A 19,660-nucleotide genomic window follows, 5' to 3' on the forward strand; every position below is an offset into this window, starting at 1 on the left:
ATTATAAATGTGTCGAAAAAGGGGGAACGGTTGTTATCACTCCTTATTTCAAAAAAAGTTTTATTTTTTTACAACGAAGAAAACCGTTTTTTCAGTACACCGCTTACATGCATAGGTCATAACGCTTTGCCTCATTCGCCATTTTCTGAAAACACGTCATTTATGTGCAAATTTTCAATGTAAACAATCATGACGCGCTTGACCCCTCACTTTGTCCCATGTTACGGTTTTATTAGCTTCAACGCATCATTTTTTCCATTTTTATATTTCTCAACATGCTTTCGCGTTAACTAATCTGCCGCAAAAGCAAATGGAACAAAGAAGAAGTTTGCGATTTTTTCATTTGGTTTTATCCCAAAACAAATTCTGAAACAGGAGGAACAAATTTATGATTAAGGCACTGGTTTTTGATTTCGATGGAACGATTATTGATACGGAGACAGCATGGTATATCGCTTTTCGTGATGCCTACAAGGAACACGGCGTGAACTTGACCCTGGAGATGTATTCGCAATGCATCGGTACCAGTCTGAAAACATTCAATCCCTATGAGTACCTCATCACAGATTTGAATCTTCCGATCGATCGGGAAGCGTTCAGGGAATCGGTTCAGCTTCAGCATGCAGCATTAATGAACAAGGAGCAGGTAAGACCAGGCATCCAGAATTACCTCGAAGCAGCACGCGATGCTGGATTAAAACTGGCCGTTGCCTCAAGCTCCAAACGGGAGTGGGTCGAACAGCACCTGGAACAACTGAAACTGAAGGATTACTTCGAAGTGATTCGAACAGCCGACGATGTGGCCCATGTGAAGCCTGACCCGGAATTATATAACCAAGCCCTGGAAGCGCTTGGAGTGACTGCAGACGAAGCCGTAGCGATTGAGGATTCACCTAACGGCGCGCGTGCAGCTGCTGCAGCTGGTATTCACTGTGTCGTAATCTCGAACACCATAACAGGAACGCTGGATTTCGATATGCCTCACCAACGGCTGTCATGCCTGACCGACCTTGAATTTAACGATTTGATTTCGAAGCCCCTCGTCACTACCGTCTAGGTCTGCACGAATTTCGCATTTCAAATTTTAAAGGGGGAGTTCACACATGAAAGCTGTACATTTTGGAGCGGGCAATATAGGCCGCGGTTTTATCGGTCATATGTTGTCCGCTTCCGATTATGAAGTCTGCTTTGTCGCACGTAACCCGAAGAAGATCTCCATGCTGCAAAAAAGAAAAGAGTATCCCATTACCCTCGCTAATGCGGATCAACACACAACCATGGTCAGCAACGTCACGGCCATTCATGTCGGCGAACAGGATCGCCTGGCTGAGCGGATTGCATCGGCTGATCTCATTACAACAGCGGTCGGTGTATCTGCACTTGAGGATATTGCCGAACCTATCGCCAAAGGCATATATCTCCGCATGAAAAACAATAATCAGGCTCCTCTCCATATCATCGCTTGCGAGAATGCCATTGGAGGCAGCACCCGCCTGAAGAAACGGGTATATCCGTTCCTGGATGAACAGACCCGTACCAAAGCCGACCGCTATATCTCGTTCCCCAATGCAGCAGTAGACCGGATAGTTCCGGCGCAAGACCATAAGGATCCGCTGCAGGTCACCGTAGAACCTTTTTACGAATGGGTCGTTCACCGTCCGGCGCTGCTGGATGGATTCAAGGAGATTGAAGGCGTACACTACGTCGACTCCCTTGAGCCTTACATTGAACGCAAAATGTTTACCGTGAATACGGGTCACTGTGTTGCTGCATACTTCGGATATCTCGAAGGATTCAAGACGATCAGGCAAGTCATGAGTAACACAACCCTGCGTGCCAAGGTTAAACAGGTCATGGAGGAAACGGGAGCCATGCTTGTGAGAAAACACGGGTTTAATCCGCATAAACACAGTCAATATATCCATACCATTCTCGAACGCTTTGCCAACCCCAACCTGACAGATCAGGTTACCCGGGTCGGACGTTCACCCCTTCGCAAGCTATCGCCTTATGACCGGCTTGTTCGCCCCGCGATGCAGGCCAGCGAATTCGGAATTGAAATTCCCCATCTTACTTCCGCTATGGCAGCCGCAATGCTCTTCGATCACGAGCAGGACGAGGAAGCCATGAAGCTCCAGCACATGATTCGTGAAGAGGGCGTCTCCGCCTTCATTCGTGAACGCATGGGAATTCCCGACGAACACCTCATTCACCAGCATGTTGTCGCCCGATACGAGGAACTCAAAGGGCACAAGGGATCAACCATTTTAACCTGACACCTCAGGTAAGACGGTAGGTTATGCACAACTGAATAGAGACGGCAAAAAAGCCGGGAGGAACCCATGCCCAAGCATCGCTCCTTCCGGCTCTTTTCATGTTATTTTGTCATGTTTGCTTCATTCATAATGGAATTCAGGGATACATACGCCATCGGCAGGAATCCCTCGGATGGTTCACCCACAGGTGCATCAATGTGGAAAATGAAACCATTTCCGTCCAGTTCTTTTACAATGAAATACTGGGTCTTTTTATCGTTTTGAGCCATCATATACAGTCTTGCATCCTTCATCGGGCCTTTACTCAGCTCTTCCTTGCTCAGTTCCTTAACCTCTCCCGTTTCGCTCAGCTCTTCCTTGGCATCCATCTTCAGCGCATCCAGATTGAAGTCTGAAGGAAGCTTTTCGATCTCCACTTTGTAGTCAGGATCAATCTTCATGGTCAATTCGTCGTCCTCTGCATCAAAGGCCATCGGTTCAAACACATACAGCGAGTACCCCTCACCTTGAGCAAGTTCAGCTGCACGTTTCTCCGTCATGCCTTCCACCGTTACTTCCAGCTCTGTTGTTTTGGGACGATCCGATGTCACGTTATCGCCTGCATTGGAACCGTTCGGTTCATCCGCTTCGATCTTCGCGATTTCCTTGAGCACCAGCTGCTTCGTTGTATTGTCACCGGTCTCAATCGTTCTCTCTACATATTTGAATTGTACTGAATCTTCATCATCAATATCATCGAAGGATTTCTGCACATTCTCTTCAACCTGGAAAGCCATCGGGACCTCCTTGACACGGATCTCTACCGTGTGAGGATCTGCCCATCCCGTCAAAATGCCCTCTGCTTCGATCACCGCACTGTCATTTGGCTGCTGCTCCGGTGCTGGCGTCTGTTCCCCTGTATTATTGGTTGGTGGCTGTGCTGCAGGACTGCTGTTACCACAGGCCACAAGTGAGAATCCCATGAGTAAAACGAGTAGTGATGCACTAACATTCATTTTATTTCGCATATGAACACCTCCGTTAGCTTATACGCAATGATGCTTGTCCATGTTGCTTCAGGCTGCTTACTAGTACTTACACGGCTGAATGCCAGCTCAATCAGATAGATAACTAGAATAGGTGGAGATCGGGCACATCTCTAGCTCGCTTGTTCCATCTGAACAAGCTTGGCGTTGGCCCCGTTAAACGCTTTTGTCTGCTTGTTGAATTGCTTTCTGATCTCGGCAAGCTGTGCATATTGGATGTTGCGTTCCCGGATAGCGCGCTTAATTTTCACCAGATTCGGATCCACACTGCCTCTCATTAAGGAATAGAGCCGTTCATCGGCATCCAGACTTTGCTGATACGAGGTTACAAATTCCTCAAATGTCTGGGCTCTTGCTTCATACTCGTCCAGAACGGTTTGTGCCTGAACCAGCGTCTCTTCTTTTTCAAAAGACAATCGTCCCAGGGAATCCCGTACAGCAGGTGTCTGTTCCTGTGTCTGCTTCATCAAGGTCTCCGCCTGCTCCAGCAGTTTTCTCCGCTCGGCGATATGTTCTACTGCCTGATCCAGCAGTGATTCCAGGTCACTGTTTTTGTTTTTCCCCTTATTCAAAATCGACGTGTACAGTTCCATTTCCTCCCGTTCATGACGGGCAAGCTCCTTCAGATTCTGAGCCATCTCCTGATCATTCCGGATCAATTCGTTTACCTGATTCGCAGCCGGCTCCTGCGGCTCGCCACAGGCACTGGTGAGCACCGCCAGCGTCAGGCCTACGGCAGCCAGTGCTGATTTTTTCCACGTACGCACTCGGTCGTCTCCTCTCTTGCATTTGTATTGTCGTCTATAATTACAAGCGGGTATCTCCGCTAAAATTGGCTGTCCAATGTGCATTCGGGTCATAGACCTCGAACTCATAACCCCGATCTTCAAGCAATTTCAGAATACGCGGCAACGCCTGCACCGTCTGCTCCCGCTCATGCATCAGGATCACTTCCTTGTCCCGGTGGACACTTTTTCTGACACGCGCCACGATTTTGTCCGGCTGACCCGGAAGATTCCAATCCAGGGAGTCTGTTGTCCAATCCCACATTTTGAATCCCGCTGCGGCAATGTCACCCCTGAACGACTCACCGATCTGTGGACTGCTGCCGTAAGGAGCGCGAATCAGATGCGGCGTATAGCCAATCAGATCCTGCACCATCTTCTGCTCCTTCTTGAATTCCTTTACGAAATTCGCGGAGCTTCCGCTTTTGTACAGGGTGTTATAGTTATGTGTCATGCTGTGGAGCCCCGGGTAGCTGCCCTCTTGAACCAGCCGCTCTACCGCTGACTTATGCTGATTCAACTGACGTCCAATCATGAAAAAGGTTGCCTTGGCCTCATGCTCTTTCAAAATATCCAGCAGTTGTTCCGTATATTCACTCGGTCCATCGTCAAACGTTATGTATGCCAGCTTGCGAACCTGTCCCTGAAAGCGTGCAGGCTCTTCCTTCACATCCGGAGTCATTTCAATCATGCCCAGCTTGGTTGGCTGTTCAATGACAGCTACCGGGGGCGGGGCTACATAGCCCTTAATCCAGTGGGTCATTCCAATGAATGCATATGTTAAACCGGTAATGATCAGTGCTAGGAGCATCAGGGCTGCACTCAATCTCCCATACCGGATTCGTCTTCGTTTGTGTGTCTTCGTTCGGCTGGTTCTGCTCGCAATGCTGCTGTTTTCTCCTGCTGTCTGTTGTTGAACTCTCACTTTCCATGCCACTTCCTTAATTTCCCGATTATTGGTATATTATATCGTTTCATGTCTCTATATAGAAGATTAATAGAAAAGCGGCATGGGTGAATGACAGAATAGTTACAAGCCCGGTTACAATCTGCTTATCTATTTTCCTTTCATCGCTTTTCGAACAGCTGCGTTCTCCTGTATAATGAATTGATTTACGCCATTTGACTTCAAGAAGGAGCTACATCCATGACAAGCTTGTTTCGTGCCGGCAGATCCATTGAACTTCTGTTCGTTGTCGGCATTATTGCCATCTCGTTTTCTTCCATTTTCGTGCGCTGGTCCAGTGCAGATGTGGCTGTTATCGCCATGTATCGGCTGTTTCTCACCAATCTGCTGATGCTTCCGTTTGTCTGGAAATACCGGCATGAGATGATGCGCCTGAACTTCAGGCAGTGGGGGCTCCTGCTTGCATCCGGTGTGATGCTGGCACTTCATTTCCTGCTGTGGATGGGATCGCTCAGACTTACGAGTGTGGCCAGCTCCACGGTCATTCTCGCACTTGAGCCCATATTAATTCTCGCGGGCTCCGTCTGGCTGTTCAAAGCCAAGATTAACCGCATGATGATTATCGGCATGGGCATTGCCCTGCTTGGGTCCATCGCGATCGGAGCTGGAGATTTTCAGTTAGCCGGTACGGCGCTGCAAGGTGATTTTCTATCTCTGCTGGGAACGATTGCGGTAGCCATCCATATGCTGCTTGGACAATTTCTGCGTTCCGGACTCAGTGCCTTCTCTTATAACTTCTGGGTATTTTTCGTCGCTGCCTGTACGCTGGCGGTATATAATTTGGCCATGGGGCATCCGTTCGGGGGTTATGCCGCTTCGGAGTGGGGAATTTTCCTGCTGCTCGCCATTGTGCCGACGATCTTCGGACACTATCTCTTCAACTGGCTGCTTCAGTATATGAATGCCACCACGGTATCCATGGGCGTGCTCGGTGAACCCGTGTTCTCTTCCCTGCTGGCCTGGATGCTGCTTGGTGAATCCCTCAGTGCCATGCAGATGATTGCTGGCGTCGTCATTATCTTTGGGGTATGGATTTTCATTCGGTATGGCAAAACCAAACCGGAACCCATACCGGCTGACGCGCCTGTCGGCGGTCAAGGACCCGCTGAACCTACGGCGGTGTAATCTATCCGAAGCATATGACATGGCAAAAAGAACGATTGGAGTCTGATACGCGACAGACCCAATCGGAATCCAACACTCTTCATAAGGCGGTGTATTTTCATGAAAAACATTGTATCCATGCGCTGGCTGCTCGCCAGAATGTACGAACCCGATGTGGTCATTGCCGACTGCAGATTCCTGCTCGGTCAACCGGATGCAGGAAGACAAGCATACGAGGCTGGACATATCCCAGGTGCCGTTTATCTCGATCTCGAACAGGATCTATCCTCTCCTGTGTCAGCCCATGGCGGACGTCATCCGCTCCCTGACCCGGCAGAACTGGCAAAACGTCTTTCGAAAGCAGGAATCGGTTCAAATGCTCGTATTGTTGCCTACGATGATCAGGGCGGTATGAATGCCTCAAGATTATGGTGGCTGCTTCGTTACCTGGGTCATGAACAGGTGTACGTAATGGACGAGGGCTTCTCTGCTTGGCAAAACGCCAAGTTCCCAGTAACCACGGATGTGCCCGTGCGGATTCCGTCCACGTTTGAAGCGAACGTACAGCCGCACATGCTCGCCACTGTGCAGGATGCACAGCACGCTTCGGTCAATAGCTCAGCCGTGCTGATCGACTCTCGCGATGCCCGCCGCTATGCGGGGTTGGAGGAACCGATTGATGCCAAGGCCGGACATATTCCGGGGGCGGTGAATTATTTTTGGAAAGACGTGCTTGGTGCAGATGGACGCTGGTCTGGTGTTGAAGCATTAGAAGAGCGGTTCGTGAAGCTCGGGAAAGATGATGCGATTATTGTTTACTGCGGCTCTGGCGTATCCGCCTGCCCGAACGTCATTGCGCTCGAAGAAGCGGGATTCTCGAATGTGAAGCTATATTCCGGAAGCTGGAGTGATTGGATTAGTTACGAGGAGAACCCGGTGGCAACCGGTAATTCGGAAGCTGACAAAAACGTATAGCAGTGTATCGATGTTGAATACATCGCCAGGTGGCTTATCTGCCCCGGCGATGTATTTTTCTATGTTCGGAGTCAACATCGAGTCAAACACCACCCTGTAGATATTTAAAGTACACAGAAGTAGATATCAAGTGGCAGCTTTTTCTGATTCATGATAATAGAAAATACCGTGATGGACATCTGTCCACCACGGTTGAATAATGAGATTTATTATTGCTTTTTACTTAACGATACATTTGCGGTTAACGTCTTGTCGATCGTCGTCCAGTTTACATAAGCACCTAGTATTTCATTAATAACAGCGACCGGAACTACGGTTTCACCATTTAAAAGCTTAGGTACCTTACTATTGAACACTAATTTCTCGTTAATTGAATACACATCTGAACCAATTTGAGCACTTATATTTTTCGTGCCTAATCCGATTTTCGTTGTACGCGTCTTATTATCCCATTCTACTGTGCCACCCAATAGCTCCGAAATGGTTCGAATCGGTACGTAAAACTCATCGTTATGAACAACCGGCTTGATTGACGTACCACCTACATTCATTATTACGTCAACATATTCAAGGAAATCGGTCTTTCGAATGAGTCCATGAACCCCTTTCGTTCGATCTACGACCTGAGATACTTCATAATCCGTTGCCACCGATAGGTACGCATAAGCCACACTTCTATCCATATCAAGCTTATCGGATAAGAATTGAATCGATTCACGTACTGATTCTTTCATTGCTTCATCCAAATCAGGATCCAGTCCAATGGGAATCCAATAGTCCTCTGTTTCAGCAAAGGGTTGCGTGAATTCTCCACTATGCGGGATCGAAGGATCACCTTTCTTTAAAACCGTTAACCGAACTGTCCCTCTTAAGGATGCTTCCAAGGCAGTTAATGCGACTTCTCCATCCCCTTGAGCAAAGTGTGGATCTCCAGTATAGAATAACCCGCCTTTAACTTGAATCGGATAATAAATAGTTGAACCGACACCTAACTCATTAATATCCATATTCCCTCCCGTTTCAATCGGTGGGATCGAACTCACAACTTCACTGGTATTTGGTGCAACCCCCATAACACCTAGAAACGGGTTAATTGGGAAACGTACATTTTTGCCAGCTTTTGTTGGTAGTACCCCATACCAGTTGCCGTTGATTTCTTCAATAGGTGTAAATATAGATACATTATTATATAATTCCGGTTTTGTTGCGCTAGCTCCCTCTTGTGGGCCTGCATTTTCTGGAAATTCGTTAGGAAGGGCCCCTTTCCCATGGCGGTTAGAAATGACACCATATGGAACTCGAGTTTGCAACGAAAGGACTTCTACTTTAAGAACATCTCCTGGCATCGCTCCCTCAACTGCTACTGGCCCAGTGATAATATGAGGTCCGTCTTTTACATAATCATGCTTAATCTCAGAAGCCGCAATTGCCTTCGCATCATCCAACACGTCATCGGGTGAGATACCATATTTGCCGAAGTACTCCACTGGATTTCTCCCTTGATCCTCGATCAGACCCTCATGCGATACCGTATCAAATGTTACAGCACTTCCTGATGGTACAGTAAGAATAGGAGAGCTATCTCGATTAGGCAGTGATCCCCACCGAATGTTCTCAATCGCAGACGTTACATAATAATCGCCTTCTACCTTATCGATGGTTGTTGGTTGCAGTGGCACACTAAAGCCCACTGAAGGTAGAGCAAATGTAAACATACTTACAATCCCGACTGAAACCCCTAATTTCCTAATAGTCTGGTTAATAAACATTACATCCTCTCCTCTAAACTATGTAATATTATCTAACAATTAATTCCACATTAACATATAAATATATTTACAACAATATTTTTACGTCAACAAAAATAACATAATATAACTATATATCAGTAGCATCTTATATGAATAAATCGAATGTCACTATACTTCCTGTATATAAGACATATAAATTTTAAATACATCTAGCAAAATTGAGAATGCTCCTTCAGAGAATTGAACAAACGAAATTTAGTTCCATGAGAATGATGTGTGCCTTTCATGCATCTAATCCCGCAGCAGGAATACTACTGTACTCTGTTTCAGCCAATCACCTACCCAAACGTGATCGTGCTGGAGGAAGCCGATTATACCAATGTGAAGCTGTACGCCGGAAGCTGGAGTGACTGGATTAGGTATGAGGAGAATGCAGTGGAAACTGTGGACGAGTAAGTACGGAGCACGGGTCTACAGTATCTCAAAGACGAATACACCGCCATACAGGCTGATGCCCGGGGCGGTGTATTTACAGTGCCATGAGCGTCAACAGTAAACCAACACGTTGAGGGTGAAGCCACATTCACTGTAATAAATATTACTAGGCTGAAGGCAGCCATTTTGAATGTCTTTGTTAACATCCTGGAACACGAGAGAGATAAAGTCATATTTGCACAAGCAGACTTATCCAGTTCCTCTACCCTCATTGAAATAAAATCTGAAACAGAACATGAGGAGAAGCATTGATGAGACCGTGAACCAAGATAATCACCCATGCTCTACGATAGCGGGCCCATAAATAACCGAGAAACAGACCCGTAACCCCATGATTTGCAATCACTGTTGCCACATCAATATCCCACTGACCATATCCTTGAATGGCAACATGCCAGATGGACCATAGTATTGAAACGAGTAATATGGCGGGCCACCTTCCAAGCAATGCCTCCAACCGGGTTTGCAGCCATACCCGATAGAAAACTTCCTCCAATACGCTATTGATCATAAAACCAATCAACACCAAGAGAAATAATTCTGTCAAATCAGTTGCTTCGATTACTCCTTCTGCTTGTGCAATTGGGGAATAGAACTTCAGATAACCCCAGACCACAATAATGATTAGTGGTGCAATGACGCTTCTGCGAGAGCGAGGCTTTGCCGATATAATTTCTTGCTGCGCGCCAGTCGTTTTGCGATAAATTAGCAAGAAAATCAGCGGAATGCACAACAGTGTCGTCAACTTGAACGCCAAATAATATAGCTCGAAATGTAATCCTTGAGGATCTATTATTACAAGAGCAGCCGTAAATAAAACACCTGATATGAATAACACAATCGATTGAACAACCAAGTGAGGTTTCTCCATTTGTTGGAAAGGCGTATGATTATGACTTTTATAAGGAATCAGACGGATTAGCAAAATACCAAGGAATGCCGGCAACCAACTATGCCATATTGGAATCACTCCCTCATGATCGGCCGTGTACCTTATACTAAAGTTTCCGGTCCACACTAACCACAGTACAGCAGCAAACATAATTATCATGCACAATAAGCCAATTGCCTTTCCCCATGCCGGAAGGATTACTTTGAATTGCTGGTTCATTCCCTTTGCACTCCTTTAAGTTGCATGGGGCATTTGCCCCATTCTTTTTTTAATTCAGTTGAGTTAAATAAACTTTAGCACATTCCATCTCAATCGTCTATTTAATTCACTTGAGTTAAATAATATGATATTCTGTGTGTATGCCAAAAATCGTAGACCATGAGAAAATGAAGAATATTATCGCTGAAGCAACTTGGAAAATCATTAGCGAGAAAGGCATTCATCAGGCAACGTCAAGAACGATTGCGAAGGAAGCCGGATTATCACAAGGCGCTTTAAGACATTATTTTTCCAAACAAGAGAGCCTATTAGCATTTGCAATGGAGTTAGTTAAAGAAAAGGTACTTACTCGGCTGAGCAATCTGAATGCAAGAGAACTGGCGCCTCAAGAAAGAATTGTTGAATACTTGCTTGAGCTAGTCCCGACTGATGAACAAACATTATTGGAAATGGAGGTTTGGTTTGCATTTGTAGCCTATGGAAAAACGCAAAAAGGGTTCGATACCAATTATGAGGACCTCCAAAACGCAATCAAGAATTGCATTATATACTTGAAAAATGAAGGTCTTCTGAGCACAACCGATGAAGAGAAGGAACAAGAAAAATTGTATGCCTTCATGAATGGAATGGCTCTCAATTTGTATCTTGAGCCGGATAAGATAAATCGAACACGAAGCAAAGAAATGATACAAGACTACATCCATTGGATCATACGTTAAGGGGAAGATTGACGTATAAATTGGGGAGTTACGTCTGCTGGCCAGAGCCAAGCAGAATACACTTTCCGCGCCTGTGCCTATTCAGGTGTGCATGGATTGATATTCTCTTGGGGTTCAGAGCTGCCTGCTGTGTAACCAATTGCAGAAACCAATCTACAGCTGGAGCGACTGGATTAGTTATGAGGAGCATTCGGTGGCTGCGGAGGAAAAATAAATGAAAAAAGCCCACATCTAAACGATGCGGGCTTTTCGTCTTCCAACTTGTTGCAATGGAGAGAGGCTAGCCTTCATCCGCATTGACTGATAATTAGACGTATTAATACAGAAACAGCCCGACCCATGCCACCAATTAATCGAAATATTTTATCTGCAGGTTGCTAAATACTGCCGTCCCCCCTTCAGCATAAAGTGTGATCCCGCGGTCATTCCATTTTGGAAAAATAATATTGGATAACACCAAAGAACCATCATCAACGAAGACCTCGATACTGGTCTTGTCTACCAGAATCTTGAGATGAACCTTGTTCTTCTCCGGAGCGAATGCCGCTTGACTCTCCAAGTCTTGGCCACTCCTGTCAGGATTCCCGGTATAGGTCCGGTTCACATAGACATAGCCACCTTCTACATTGACGCCTGTATCCACATGTCGGCTACGGTCGCTGGATTCACGAAGCCTTAATCCAATATTATTGATCTTGGTCCACGATATATCCGCCTCAAGCTGATACGAATCTCCCGAAACATGAAGTGTATGAGATCCCTTCACTGTAATCGGTTTAAAGGTAGTCTCCGAGACCACTGCCTGTTCCAGAGACTCAATCGGTCTTGAGATCAGTCGATACTGACCCGTTTTCGATGCAATAAGCTTTATTTCACGAACAATCGAATCCATGCCGTTGTAACCTTCCTTCATTGTTGGCGTATTGTTGGCATAGCTCCAATTATTCATCCAGGCGAATGCGTAACGGTGACCGGTTTTGTCAGGGCTTGCCCCATCTTCAAATGTAACTCCCCCATACCAGTCGAAGCCATAGTCTAGCCATTGTGGTTCATGAAGGTCGGAAACAAATTCTTTGCCATTAAAGCTTCCGGTCCAGTAAGCGTAGGTATTGGGTTGTCCTGATGATCTGCCGTTGGCGCTTACGCCGAGCACCCATTTATAGGTTCCGTTATCTGCCCGCATCACAAATAGATCAGGACATTCCACCAACCCCACGTTTTCCGTGAAGAAGCCGCCAGTATATCGCCAATTTTTCAAATTAACCGACTCATAGAACCCAATCTTCGTCCCTTCAGCCAGAGCCATAACCCATTTTTTGGAGTGCTCATCCCAGATGATTTTAGGGTCCCTAAAATCCTTTTGTCCCGGATTCTTAATTACCGGTCGATCTCCATAAGGCTTAAACGATTTCCCTTGATTGGTGCTGTACCATAAATATTGTTCCTGCTGTCCGCTGCTGGCAGAGGGCTGCGTCATGATCGCAACAATTGCTCCCTTGCCGAAGCCGGCTGTACCTGACTCATCCACAACCAATGAGCCAGACCATGGATCACCGTTTCGGTTTGTGTATTTGGGTATTGCCACGCCTTCATCCTTCCAATGAACAAGATCCACCGATGTGGCATGCCGCCATTCCGTACCATTGCCTGTAGGGTAATCGCCATTATACAGATAATAATAGTGGTACTTCCCGTCCAGATATATCGGTCTTTGAGGATCATTCTTCCACTTGTCGGGTGTTGTAAAATGAAAGCTGGCTCGCTGGCTCGCACCAGAAGAGGCTGCTCCCGTATCGACTGTAGGCCATAGGTTGTTGGTCAGGCTCGGAATGAAAGTGAAAGCAAGCGTGATCACACCACAAACAGCAGACCATATGACCATTTTCTTTCTGATGTTGTTATTCATAACAGTTACCTCGTTTGTAAAAAAAGAAAATGCCAATAGCTATCGACATTTTCTTTCTTTTAGACTTTCTGTGGAATTGGTCTATTCCACTGTCAATTGTCCTTGTGCCAGAATGCTATCCTTCACGACGGATGTTTTGGATCCTTTGATATTCACCAGGAAACTTGGTGCGAAGGTAGAATGATGATCTTCAAACATTCCTCGGTTGGTCATATAACTAGTGATCACTACGTTGTTGCCTTGAACCTGCGGAATAGCAAAATGTGCGTAAGTCCAGGTAACATCCTTAGGGTCCAGATCTTGATGCAATACAAGTCCAGTACCATTCAACGGCTTGTATGGTCCTGTCAGAGAATTGGATACATATCCCAACATGTAGATATCTTCAGCATCGACACCATCCACAACCATTTTGGCTCCCCTTGTATCCGTGAACAAATACCATTTTCCATTCAACTTAAAGATATTTGCGCGTTCAATTTCATCTGTTACCGTATTGGATGCAATCAGCGGCTTCATCACTTGTTTTAAGGTATAGTCGTCATTCAGTTCAATGATCCCCAAAGCACCATTGGCTAAGGAAGCAAGCTTTTTATTAGGGCTTTGCAGCAATTTCTCCCTCTCGGCCTGGAAGAACTTCTTGCTTCCTTCGTAGAAGGTCCTGTTATTAAATGCATCCTCGCCCTGGTAGCCCGTCTCTGTTCCAGTATTGGCTTCGAACACAAGGTATTTGTGACCATTATCTTCAACGTAATGAGGATCTCTCAGCGTATGATTGTCGGAATAATCCCCACCGCTGAAAGCCTGCTCCACGGTTTGATACATTTTGCCGTCACCATCAAAGATCGACTTGAAATCTTCAACACCGTCCACCTTGAGCGTGTCCTCTGCAAGTTCAGAGACATTGATTTGAGCAGTCGTCAGGGTTTGCTTGCCATAAAATCCGTTGGCCGGGTCCCAGCCATGACGATTGGTATAGAACAGACGAATATGGCCATCCGTAGTCAGCGTAGAAGAGCCGGACCATTCCTCTGCCTGATGATTCAGAATTGAGTCATTCGGAACGTCCTTGTCGGTGTTTTTGAACACTCTGCCTGCATTTTTCCAGGCATCAATGGATGTGTCTCCTGTTTTTTTGTAGAACATATAGATGAATGTGTCCCATCCCCGATCCGGGTCACCCGCCAGGCCAAAGACGATTTGATAACCATGATAGTCAGCTACGGTACCATCTGCATTTTGCAGCGGCCAGGTATCCCACACATCCATGTCGATGACGTTACCCTTTTCATCATATCCTTTTGCAGAAGGAAGATTTTGAATGGTAGATGCGTCAAACTGAGGAACCTTGAATTGTGCTTTGATTTGTTCCGCAGGGATTTTCAGGGCGTCTGTGCGTGTAATATGCGAGAAACCATAACTTTCTTTGTAGTCTGTACTTTCTTTTGCCAAAGCCGAAGCTCCCCCACCTGCCAATAGTGTTGTTGCAAACGTTACTGCTGTCACTCTTCTTACAATCTTCTGGAAATTCATTAGATGTATCCCTCTCTCTTGTCATTTTTTCCGGAAAACAGAAAAAGACCTAAAAATCGTTAGGGTATGGTGGATACACCTATCCCAACGGACTTTTAGGTCTTGCCTGCTTACCAGTAACAATCCCGACATATTCAACTGTCGATAACTATTCTATATGGTCGGATCAAAATTTGGCTATAGATCGAAACTCCCGATTCGGATCAAGGACCAGGGACTCAGTTTATCAAGCATCAGAATCAATCCGGGGATGGATGAAGTCGATGATCTATCCGGATGATTTCCATGGCGATCACAACCAGTTGGCTTTCGGTAAACGCATATCCATAATCCTCTTCAACCATTTCACCGATCTCGCGGGCCTGTGTATATGCTTCGGTAAAATTCATCTTAGCCATCGCTACAAGCTCCGGATTCAGTTCATTGCGGAGTCTGCCTGATTCATCCGTTTGCAGCATATTCTCAAGCTGGGTCAAAAGTCGCTCATAGTTCGCAGACCGTCGATCCAGTACACCGGCAACTTGTCCTACACCTTCCGCGATATCCCTAATCATGGCCGTCTTTTCCGGTGCCTTATGCCGCATGCCAGCATTCTTCCAGGCCGTATGGATATGCATGGCAATATAACCAACCTCATCTTCCGGGATCACCACCTGCAATTTCTCGTAGATCAAACGCTTGGCATGAAGCCCAAGCTGGAACTCTCTTGGATAGAGGATACGAATCTCCTCAAGCAGCGTATTCCGAATTTCGATTCCCTTGCCAATCCGCTCCAAGGCAAAGGAGAGATGGTCTGCAAGAGCGATATGGATGTGCTCATGAAACGTAACACCCAATGCTTTCTCGGCAAAAGTGATGATCTGCTGGGTGACTGCAATTTCTTCTTCAGGCAGGGTCCCCAGTATTTCCTGAAGGTGGTTGTACTGCTTAGGATCAGTCATCACAAACACTTTTTCAACAAGGCTTGGGTCTACAATATCATTTTTTCCTTTTTGGAAAACAACACCCGGCCCCATGACAATTTTCTCTTCTCCATGATCGGTAACCACAGCGGCGTTATTGTTAAGTATTTTTTTGATCTTCATGTTAGTCTCCTATGCCTGTTCGTTAAGTTTATCAGCTTCTGGTCGAACAACGCGATCCACACCGAGCAGCAAGGTAACGGTAAAAGCCGTAGCCAGAGCAAGCACAAAACCTATGAGATAATGAACAAGATTCATCAACCCGGGCTGTACAACAAAAGCGATCATCGGCAATCCGGTTAGCCCCAATGAATTGGCCACAACCTGATGAAAAGCGACATATGCCCCTCCGACGGCTCCTCCTGCAGCAGCACCCAGAAAGGGGCGCGCAAGTTTAAGATTAACACCATAGATGACTGGCTCGGTGATACCGAACAGCGCTGTGATCGAGGCAGGCAATGCTATCTTCCTCAATGCTTGGTCCCGGGTTCTGGCATACACTGCAAGACCGGCACCTGCTTGCGCAAAATTCGCCATGGACCAGATCGGAAGCAAGAAATTGAAGCCGATATCCGGATTGGAAATCAGTCCAACTTCGACAGCCTGAATCCCGTGATGAAGACCGGTGATCACTATTGAGCTGTATATCCCTCCAAGCAGAAGGCCAAAAAGCAAGTTCCCGTAGTCGAAGACGTGTTCCAGGATACTTCCCAGCGAGCCGCCCAGACCAAGAGCAAGGGGTTCAATAACCAGTACCGCAAGGCTGCCCGCGATGCTAAAGCTCAAAAAGGGAACGAGAAGAACAGCTCCGGATGACGGTATCCATCGGCGTAGTCCTTTCTCAATTATCGTTAGCATAAATGCCGCTAGAACGGTTGGGATGATGGCTCCCTGATATCCGAATTGCGGTGATATGGGCAAAGCTTGAGCAAAGGCCGGATCTCCACCGATGTCGGTGAACGGAAGAATCGCCGGATGAGTCATGACAATTCCAACAGCGGCACCAAGCGCCGGGGTTCCACCGAACCGCTTGGCCGTGTTGTATCCGAAAAGAACAGCCATCAACTGGAACGCTGAGCCCGTCAGCAATGACAGAATCCGGAACCACGTTTGCCCTGGATCATCCCAACCGAATGCCCTCGCAAGTCCCAAGAGACCCAGCAGCAGCCCTGCCACGACGAAGAGCGGAATAATGGGCACAACGATATCAGAAAAAAATTGGAATGCGTCCATCAACCTGTGTAACAATGCTCGTGAATGAAGCCCCTTATCATTGGATGGTCTGCTGGTGGTAGACACGGACGGCAATGGATAGGAGTCCGTATGATTTTGTTCGTGTAGCCGTGGTGTGATGGGTCCAATCGGGTCGTCTTCTTTCCGTATGGACGAAGCAGCTGACTGAAGCATGACATTCACCTGGCGATTAACCTTCGAGACAAGAGCAGGACCCAGGATAATCTGCAGTTGTCCAGCACGAACGTGCACCCCTTGAATTTCCTGCATACCATCAAGACGTTCCTGTTCCACCAAATCACTGTTCTGCAATCGGAGTCTAAGTCGTGTCGTGCAATGGGTGCTTTCGATAATATTGTCCGTTCCTCCAGACCATTCAATAAGTTGCGTGGCCAATGCCCTTGCGGAACTACGCCCCTTTGTGACACTCCGGTCATCCTGCTGCATGGATGCTCCTCCCTGTTACTTAGCATTAAAAGGACATCGAAGGATCGATGTCTATCATTGTAAGTTGATCTTCTACAAAAATAACAATTTCGTCATTTATGGCAATATTACTATTGTGACCACTTCACTTTCCAAAATCAATGGTCAGTAAATACCACTACTCTGAGAACAATGGCTCATCTTGGCCATGCATTTAGTTCTACCAGATCGCCCCTTTTCTCCAGAATTCGAATATCCTCTAATGGAATCAATAGATCATATTTCAATAAAATCCCGATAGTTGCGGGGAAAAGTAAGCAAAAAGAGCCCGCTCGGAAGCAGGCTCTTGGTTTGCAGCGATGATGGTGTACGTGGACTTGGGGACATGGACGCTAAGGGCTCCGTTGAGGGAAGCAACTTCATATTAACGCCAATTTCGGCAATCAAGCATACTTACGGATATAACGAATGTAATCTTTAGCACTTTGGTTTATCTCTTCATCTGTAGCCTGAAATGATGCACCGAAAACTACAAAATAAGGTAATGCGATCCCACCCACATGATTGATGCTGGCTTTGAAAGGTGCAATCACCTCATCTACCGTAAAAGAGACGGAGCCTTCCGGCGAGTAATTTTCTTTTTTATCACCAATGGACATGGCGAGGCTCAGCTTTTTCCCGTGCAGTTTATTGCCTGATGATCCATACGCCCATCCGTAGGTAAAAACATCATCAAACCACTTTTTGAGCAAAGGCGGATAGCTGTACCAATATAGCGGAAACTGCAGGATAATATGATCGTATGCCTCGAGCAGCTCCTGCTCTCGCGAAACATCAATATTCCAATCCGGATATGCTTGGTAGATCTCATGAATTGTAATATCAGTCGCATGCTGCTCAAGCTCTTCTTTCCAGCGCCGATTGACTCTTGAGACGTCAATATTCGGATGTGCCAGGATCACGAGTGTTTTCATTGTTGTACTTCCTTTCTTGGTTCAGGCTGAATAACGCCATTATCATATAGGCCTGACAAAAAGAAAATACACACAATAAAGTAAGATGGTTACTTCGAGGTGTGTATGGACTTCATCAGCACAGGTGTGAGAAAATGAACCGTTATACCGCATCAACAAGATGTAACCTGAACGAGGTGAACGGTCATGAAACAATATAATCTGGGAATCGAAGCAACACTCGAGATTATCGGCGGCAAGTGGAAAGCGCTAATTATATGCTTATTAATGTCAGGCGTGAAGAGGACAGGCGAGCTGCAGCGCAGTATCGACGGCATTTCACAAAAGGTCCTGATTCAGCAATTACGTGAGCTGGAGAGGGACGGCCTTGTCAGAAGACATGTGTATCAACAGATGCCGCCAAAAGTCGAATACAGTCTTACGGAATATGGAGTTACTGCCAACAAGATTGTGGATGTGATGTGTGCATGGGGCCGAGATAATATAGCATTAAGACAGCAGCAGGGAGAAGAAATTACGCTTTTGGAAAATAAAGAGTCTGTTCTTGACTCGCTACCCCTTGATTCGATAATTGAAAAGAAGGAGAACTTGAAATGAAAAACTATCTTGTATTTGGCGCAAGCAAAGGACTTGGAGATGCCTTCGTCAGAGGTGTCCCCGAGCAGGGAGACAAGGTCTGGGTCATCTCTCGCAGTCGGCCTGACAATGTAAACCTGAATGACGGCGTTGAACGCATATGGATACAGGCGGATCTGTCTGATCTCCATGCAGCCCAAGTGATCACAGACGCGCTCCAGCACGAAACACTGGATGTTCTCATATACAATGTAGGCATTTGGGAAAAGGAAGGCTTCGAAGATCACTACTCGTTTGACCAGGATGCTCCTGCTGATATCTCGAATCTGATTCATGTAAATATAACATCGGCGATTGTATGTATTCAGGCATTACTGCCCCATCTCCGGCAATCGACAGCCGGCAAAATCATTCTGATTGGCTCGACTGCAGGTCTGAACAATACAAATAACACTCAAGTTTCATTTGTAGCTTCCAAGTTTGCCATTCGCGGAATTACGGAGGCCTTGCGGGAGCACACGAGACACGATGGCATTGCCGTAACATGTATTAACCCCGGGGAGCTTGCAGGTGAAATACCTTATGAAGAGGGCAGTGAACGAGCACTCGCTGAATATAATGGCACACGTATCCCCCTTCAGGATATGGTTTCCATCGTCAAATGTATCGTGAATCTGTCCAAGGCAGCCTGCGTAAAAGAAATCAATATGCCTGCGATAACGGATACCAACGCATAATGGAGGCTTGATGGGATATTTTATTGCACTCCCCATCTAATCATGGAGAACCCTTATAGCAACCAAGGGATAGCAGACAGATTCAATACAGTAAAAAGCCCGTTA

The 19,660-nt window shown here is 46.4% G+C and carries 17 protein-coding genes and 1 pseudogene; 8 read left to right on the plus strand and 10 right to left on the minus strand.

All coding sequences use genetic code 11. The annotated features are described in order from the left end of the window. The first annotated feature begins 388 nt into the window (after positions 1–388). A complete protein-coding gene (locus GUA98_RS17675; RefSeq protein WP_193723937.1) occupies positions 389–1,057 on the plus strand; it encodes an HAD family hydrolase in 669 nt (222 codons plus the stop codon). A 46-nt stretch (positions 1,058–1,103) separates the two neighbouring features. Next, a complete protein-coding gene (locus GUA98_RS17680) occupies positions 1,104–2,276 on the plus strand; it encodes a mannitol-1-phosphate 5-dehydrogenase (RefSeq protein ID WP_193723938.1) in 1,173 nt (390 codons plus the stop codon). Between the two features lie 101 nt (positions 2,277–2,377). On the opposite strand, the gene GUA98_RS17685 is transcribed toward GUA98_RS17680, so the two are convergent. The 3 genes from GUA98_RS17685 to GUA98_RS17695 all read right to left on the minus strand — a co-directional run bounded on the left by GUA98_RS17685 (position 2,378) and on the right by GUA98_RS17695 (position 5,011). Further along, a complete protein-coding gene (locus tag GUA98_RS17685) occupies positions 2,378–3,283 on the minus strand; it encodes a hypothetical protein (RefSeq protein ID WP_153979521.1) in 906 nt (301 codons plus the stop codon). Positions 3,284–3,414: 131 nt separating this feature from the next. Further along, positions 3,415–4,068 carry a YkyA family protein gene (locus GUA98_RS17690; RefSeq protein WP_162009963.1) on the minus strand — a complete coding sequence of 218 codons (654 nt, stop codon included), beginning with the start codon at positions 4,066–4,068 and terminating at the stop codon, positions 3,415–3,417. 40 nt (positions 4,069–4,108) lie between these two features. Continuing rightward, positions 4,109–5,011 carry a polysaccharide deacetylase family protein gene (locus tag GUA98_RS17695; protein WP_236146610.1) on the minus strand — a complete coding sequence of 301 codons (903 nt, stop codon included), beginning with the start codon at positions 5,009–5,011 and terminating at the stop codon, positions 4,109–4,111. Positions 5,012–5,233: 222 nt separating this feature from the next. Between GUA98_RS17695 and GUA98_RS17700 the strand changes: the two genes are divergently transcribed. Beyond that, on the plus strand, positions 5,234–6,178 hold the full coding sequence (locus GUA98_RS17700) for a DMT family transporter (RefSeq protein WP_153979523.1): 945 nt from the start codon (positions 5,234–5,236) through the stop codon (positions 6,176–6,178). Between the two features lie 99 nt (positions 6,179–6,277). Further along, on the plus strand, positions 6,278–7,132 hold the full coding sequence (locus GUA98_RS17705) for a sulfurtransferase (RefSeq protein WP_193723939.1): 855 nt from the start codon (positions 6,278–6,280) through the stop codon (positions 7,130–7,132). A 209-nt stretch (positions 7,133–7,341) separates the two neighbouring features. Here GUA98_RS17705 and GUA98_RS17710 read toward each other — a convergent pair whose 3' ends face one another. After that, complete coding sequence (locus GUA98_RS17710) at positions 7,342–8,901, minus strand: acetamidase/formamidase family protein (protein ID WP_193723940.1); 1,560 nt, start codon at positions 8,899–8,901, stop codon at positions 7,342–7,344. Between the two features lie 324 nt (positions 8,902–9,225). On the opposite strand from GUA98_RS17710, the pseudogene GUA98_RS17715 reads away from it, so the two are divergent. Continuing rightward, positions 9,226–9,339 (plus strand): annotated as a pseudogene (locus GUA98_RS17715) (sulfurtransferase); the annotation flags it as partial. A gap of 247 nt (positions 9,340–9,586) precedes the next feature. Here GUA98_RS17715 and GUA98_RS17720 read toward each other — a convergent pair. Beyond that, complete coding sequence (locus tag GUA98_RS17720; protein WP_193723941.1) at positions 9,587–10,489, minus strand: CPBP family intramembrane glutamic endopeptidase; 903 nt, start codon at positions 10,487–10,489, stop codon at positions 9,587–9,589. 140 nt (positions 10,490–10,629) lie between these two features. Between GUA98_RS17720 and GUA98_RS17725 the strand changes: the two genes are divergently transcribed. Beyond that, complete coding sequence (locus GUA98_RS17725) at positions 10,630–11,208, plus strand: TetR/AcrR family transcriptional regulator (protein ID WP_193723942.1); 579 nt, start codon at positions 10,630–10,632, stop codon at positions 11,206–11,208. A gap of 349 nt (positions 11,209–11,557) precedes the next feature. On the opposite strand, the gene GUA98_RS17730 is transcribed toward GUA98_RS17725, so the two are convergent. The 5 genes from GUA98_RS17730 to GUA98_RS17750 form a co-directional block, all read right to left on the minus strand. Then, positions 11,558–13,114, minus strand: a complete 1,557-nt coding sequence (locus GUA98_RS17730) for a glycoside hydrolase family 32 protein (RefSeq protein ID WP_227779734.1) — start codon at positions 13,112–13,114, stop codon at positions 11,558–11,560. A gap of 81 nt (positions 13,115–13,195) precedes the next feature. After that, positions 13,196–14,647, minus strand: coding sequence for a glycoside hydrolase family 68 protein (locus GUA98_RS17735; RefSeq protein ID WP_193723943.1), 1,452 nt, complete (start codon positions 14,645–14,647; stop codon positions 13,196–13,198). A gap of 239 nt (positions 14,648–14,886) precedes the next feature. Continuing rightward, entirely contained in the window at positions 14,887–15,732 is an 846-nt protein-coding gene (locus tag GUA98_RS17740) for a PRD domain-containing protein (protein ID WP_193723944.1), read from the minus strand. 9 nt (positions 15,733–15,741) lie between these two features. Then, entirely contained in the window at positions 15,742–17,289 is a 1,548-nt protein-coding gene (locus GUA98_RS17745; protein ID WP_193723945.1) for a PTS transporter subunit EIIC, read from the minus strand. Between the two features lie 422 nt (positions 17,290–17,711). Next, complete coding sequence (locus tag GUA98_RS17750) at positions 17,712–18,242, minus strand: NAD(P)H-dependent oxidoreductase (RefSeq protein ID WP_193723946.1); 531 nt, start codon at positions 18,240–18,242, stop codon at positions 17,712–17,714. A 186-nt stretch (positions 18,243–18,428) separates the two neighbouring features. Here GUA98_RS17750 and GUA98_RS17755 point away from each other — a divergent pair, with 186 nt between their 5' ends. Both GUA98_RS17755 and GUA98_RS17760 read left to right on the plus strand, forming a co-directional pair. Next, positions 18,429–18,839, plus strand: a complete 411-nt coding sequence (locus GUA98_RS17755; protein ID WP_193723947.1) for a winged helix-turn-helix transcriptional regulator — start codon at positions 18,429–18,431, stop codon at positions 18,837–18,839. Then, positions 18,836–19,555, plus strand: a complete 720-nt coding sequence (locus GUA98_RS17760) for an SDR family NAD(P)-dependent oxidoreductase (protein WP_193723948.1) — start codon at positions 18,836–18,838, stop codon at positions 19,553–19,555. Before GUA98_RS17755 ends, GUA98_RS17760 begins: the two co-directional genes overlap by 4 nt. Positions 19,556–19,660: the final 105 nt, after the last annotated feature.

Source organism: Paenibacillus sp. P13VS, from assembly GCF_015143645.1.
Classification (GTDB): Bacteria; Bacillota; Bacilli; order Paenibacillales; family Paenibacillaceae; genus Paenibacillus; species Paenibacillus xylanilyticus_A.

Bases quoted from the DNA above. Each gene is read 5' to 3' on its own strand.
- GUA98_RS17720 (WP_193723941.1), bottom strand. From the start codon at position 10,489: ATGAACCAGCAATTCAAAGTAATCCTTCCGGCATGGGGAAAGGCAATT.
- GUA98_RS17675 (WP_193723937.1), top strand. From the start codon at position 389: ATGATTAAGGCACTGGTTTTTGATTTCGATGGAACGATTATTGATACG.
- GUA98_RS17685 (WP_153979521.1), bottom strand. From the start codon at position 3,283: ATGCGAAATAAAATGAATGTTAGTGCATCACTACTCGTTTTACTCATG.
- GUA98_RS17710 (WP_193723940.1), bottom strand. From the start codon at position 8,901: ATGTTTATTAACCAGACTATTAGGAAATTAGGGGTTTCAGTCGGGATT.
- GUA98_RS17755 (WP_193723947.1), top strand. From the start codon at position 18,429: ATGAAACAATATAATCTGGGAATCGAAGCAACACTCGAGATTATCGGC.
- GUA98_RS17740 (WP_193723944.1), bottom strand. From the start codon at position 15,732: ATGAAGATCAAAAAAATACTTAACAATAACGCCGCTGTGGTTACCGAT.
- GUA98_RS17680 (WP_193723938.1), top strand. From the start codon at position 1,104: ATGAAAGCTGTACATTTTGGAGCGGGCAATATAGGCCGCGGTTTTATC.
- GUA98_RS17760 (WP_193723948.1), top strand. From the start codon at position 18,836: ATGAAAAACTATCTTGTATTTGGCGCAAGCAAAGGACTTGGAGATGCC.
- GUA98_RS17700 (WP_153979523.1), top strand. From the start codon at position 5,234: ATGACAAGCTTGTTTCGTGCCGGCAGATCCATTGAACTTCTGTTCGTT.
- GUA98_RS17735 (WP_193723943.1), bottom strand. From the start codon at position 14,647: ATGAATTTCCAGAAGATTGTAAGAAGAGTGACAGCAGTAACGTTTGCA.
- GUA98_RS17750 (WP_193723946.1), bottom strand. From the start codon at position 18,242: ATGAAAACACTCGTGATCCTGGCACATCCGAATATTGACGTCTCAAGA.
- GUA98_RS17725 (WP_193723942.1), top strand. From the start codon at position 10,630: ATGCCAAAAATCGTAGACCATGAGAAAATGAAGAATATTATCGCTGAA.
- GUA98_RS17745 (WP_193723945.1), bottom strand. From the start codon at position 17,289: ATGCAGCAGGATGACCGGAGTGTCACAAAGGGGCGTAGTTCCGCAAGG.
- GUA98_RS17730 (WP_227779734.1), bottom strand. From the start codon at position 13,114: ATGAATAACAACATCAGAAAGAAAATGGTCATATGGTCTGCTGTTTGT.
- GUA98_RS17705 (WP_193723939.1), top strand. From the start codon at position 6,278: ATGAAAAACATTGTATCCATGCGCTGGCTGCTCGCCAGAATGTACGAA.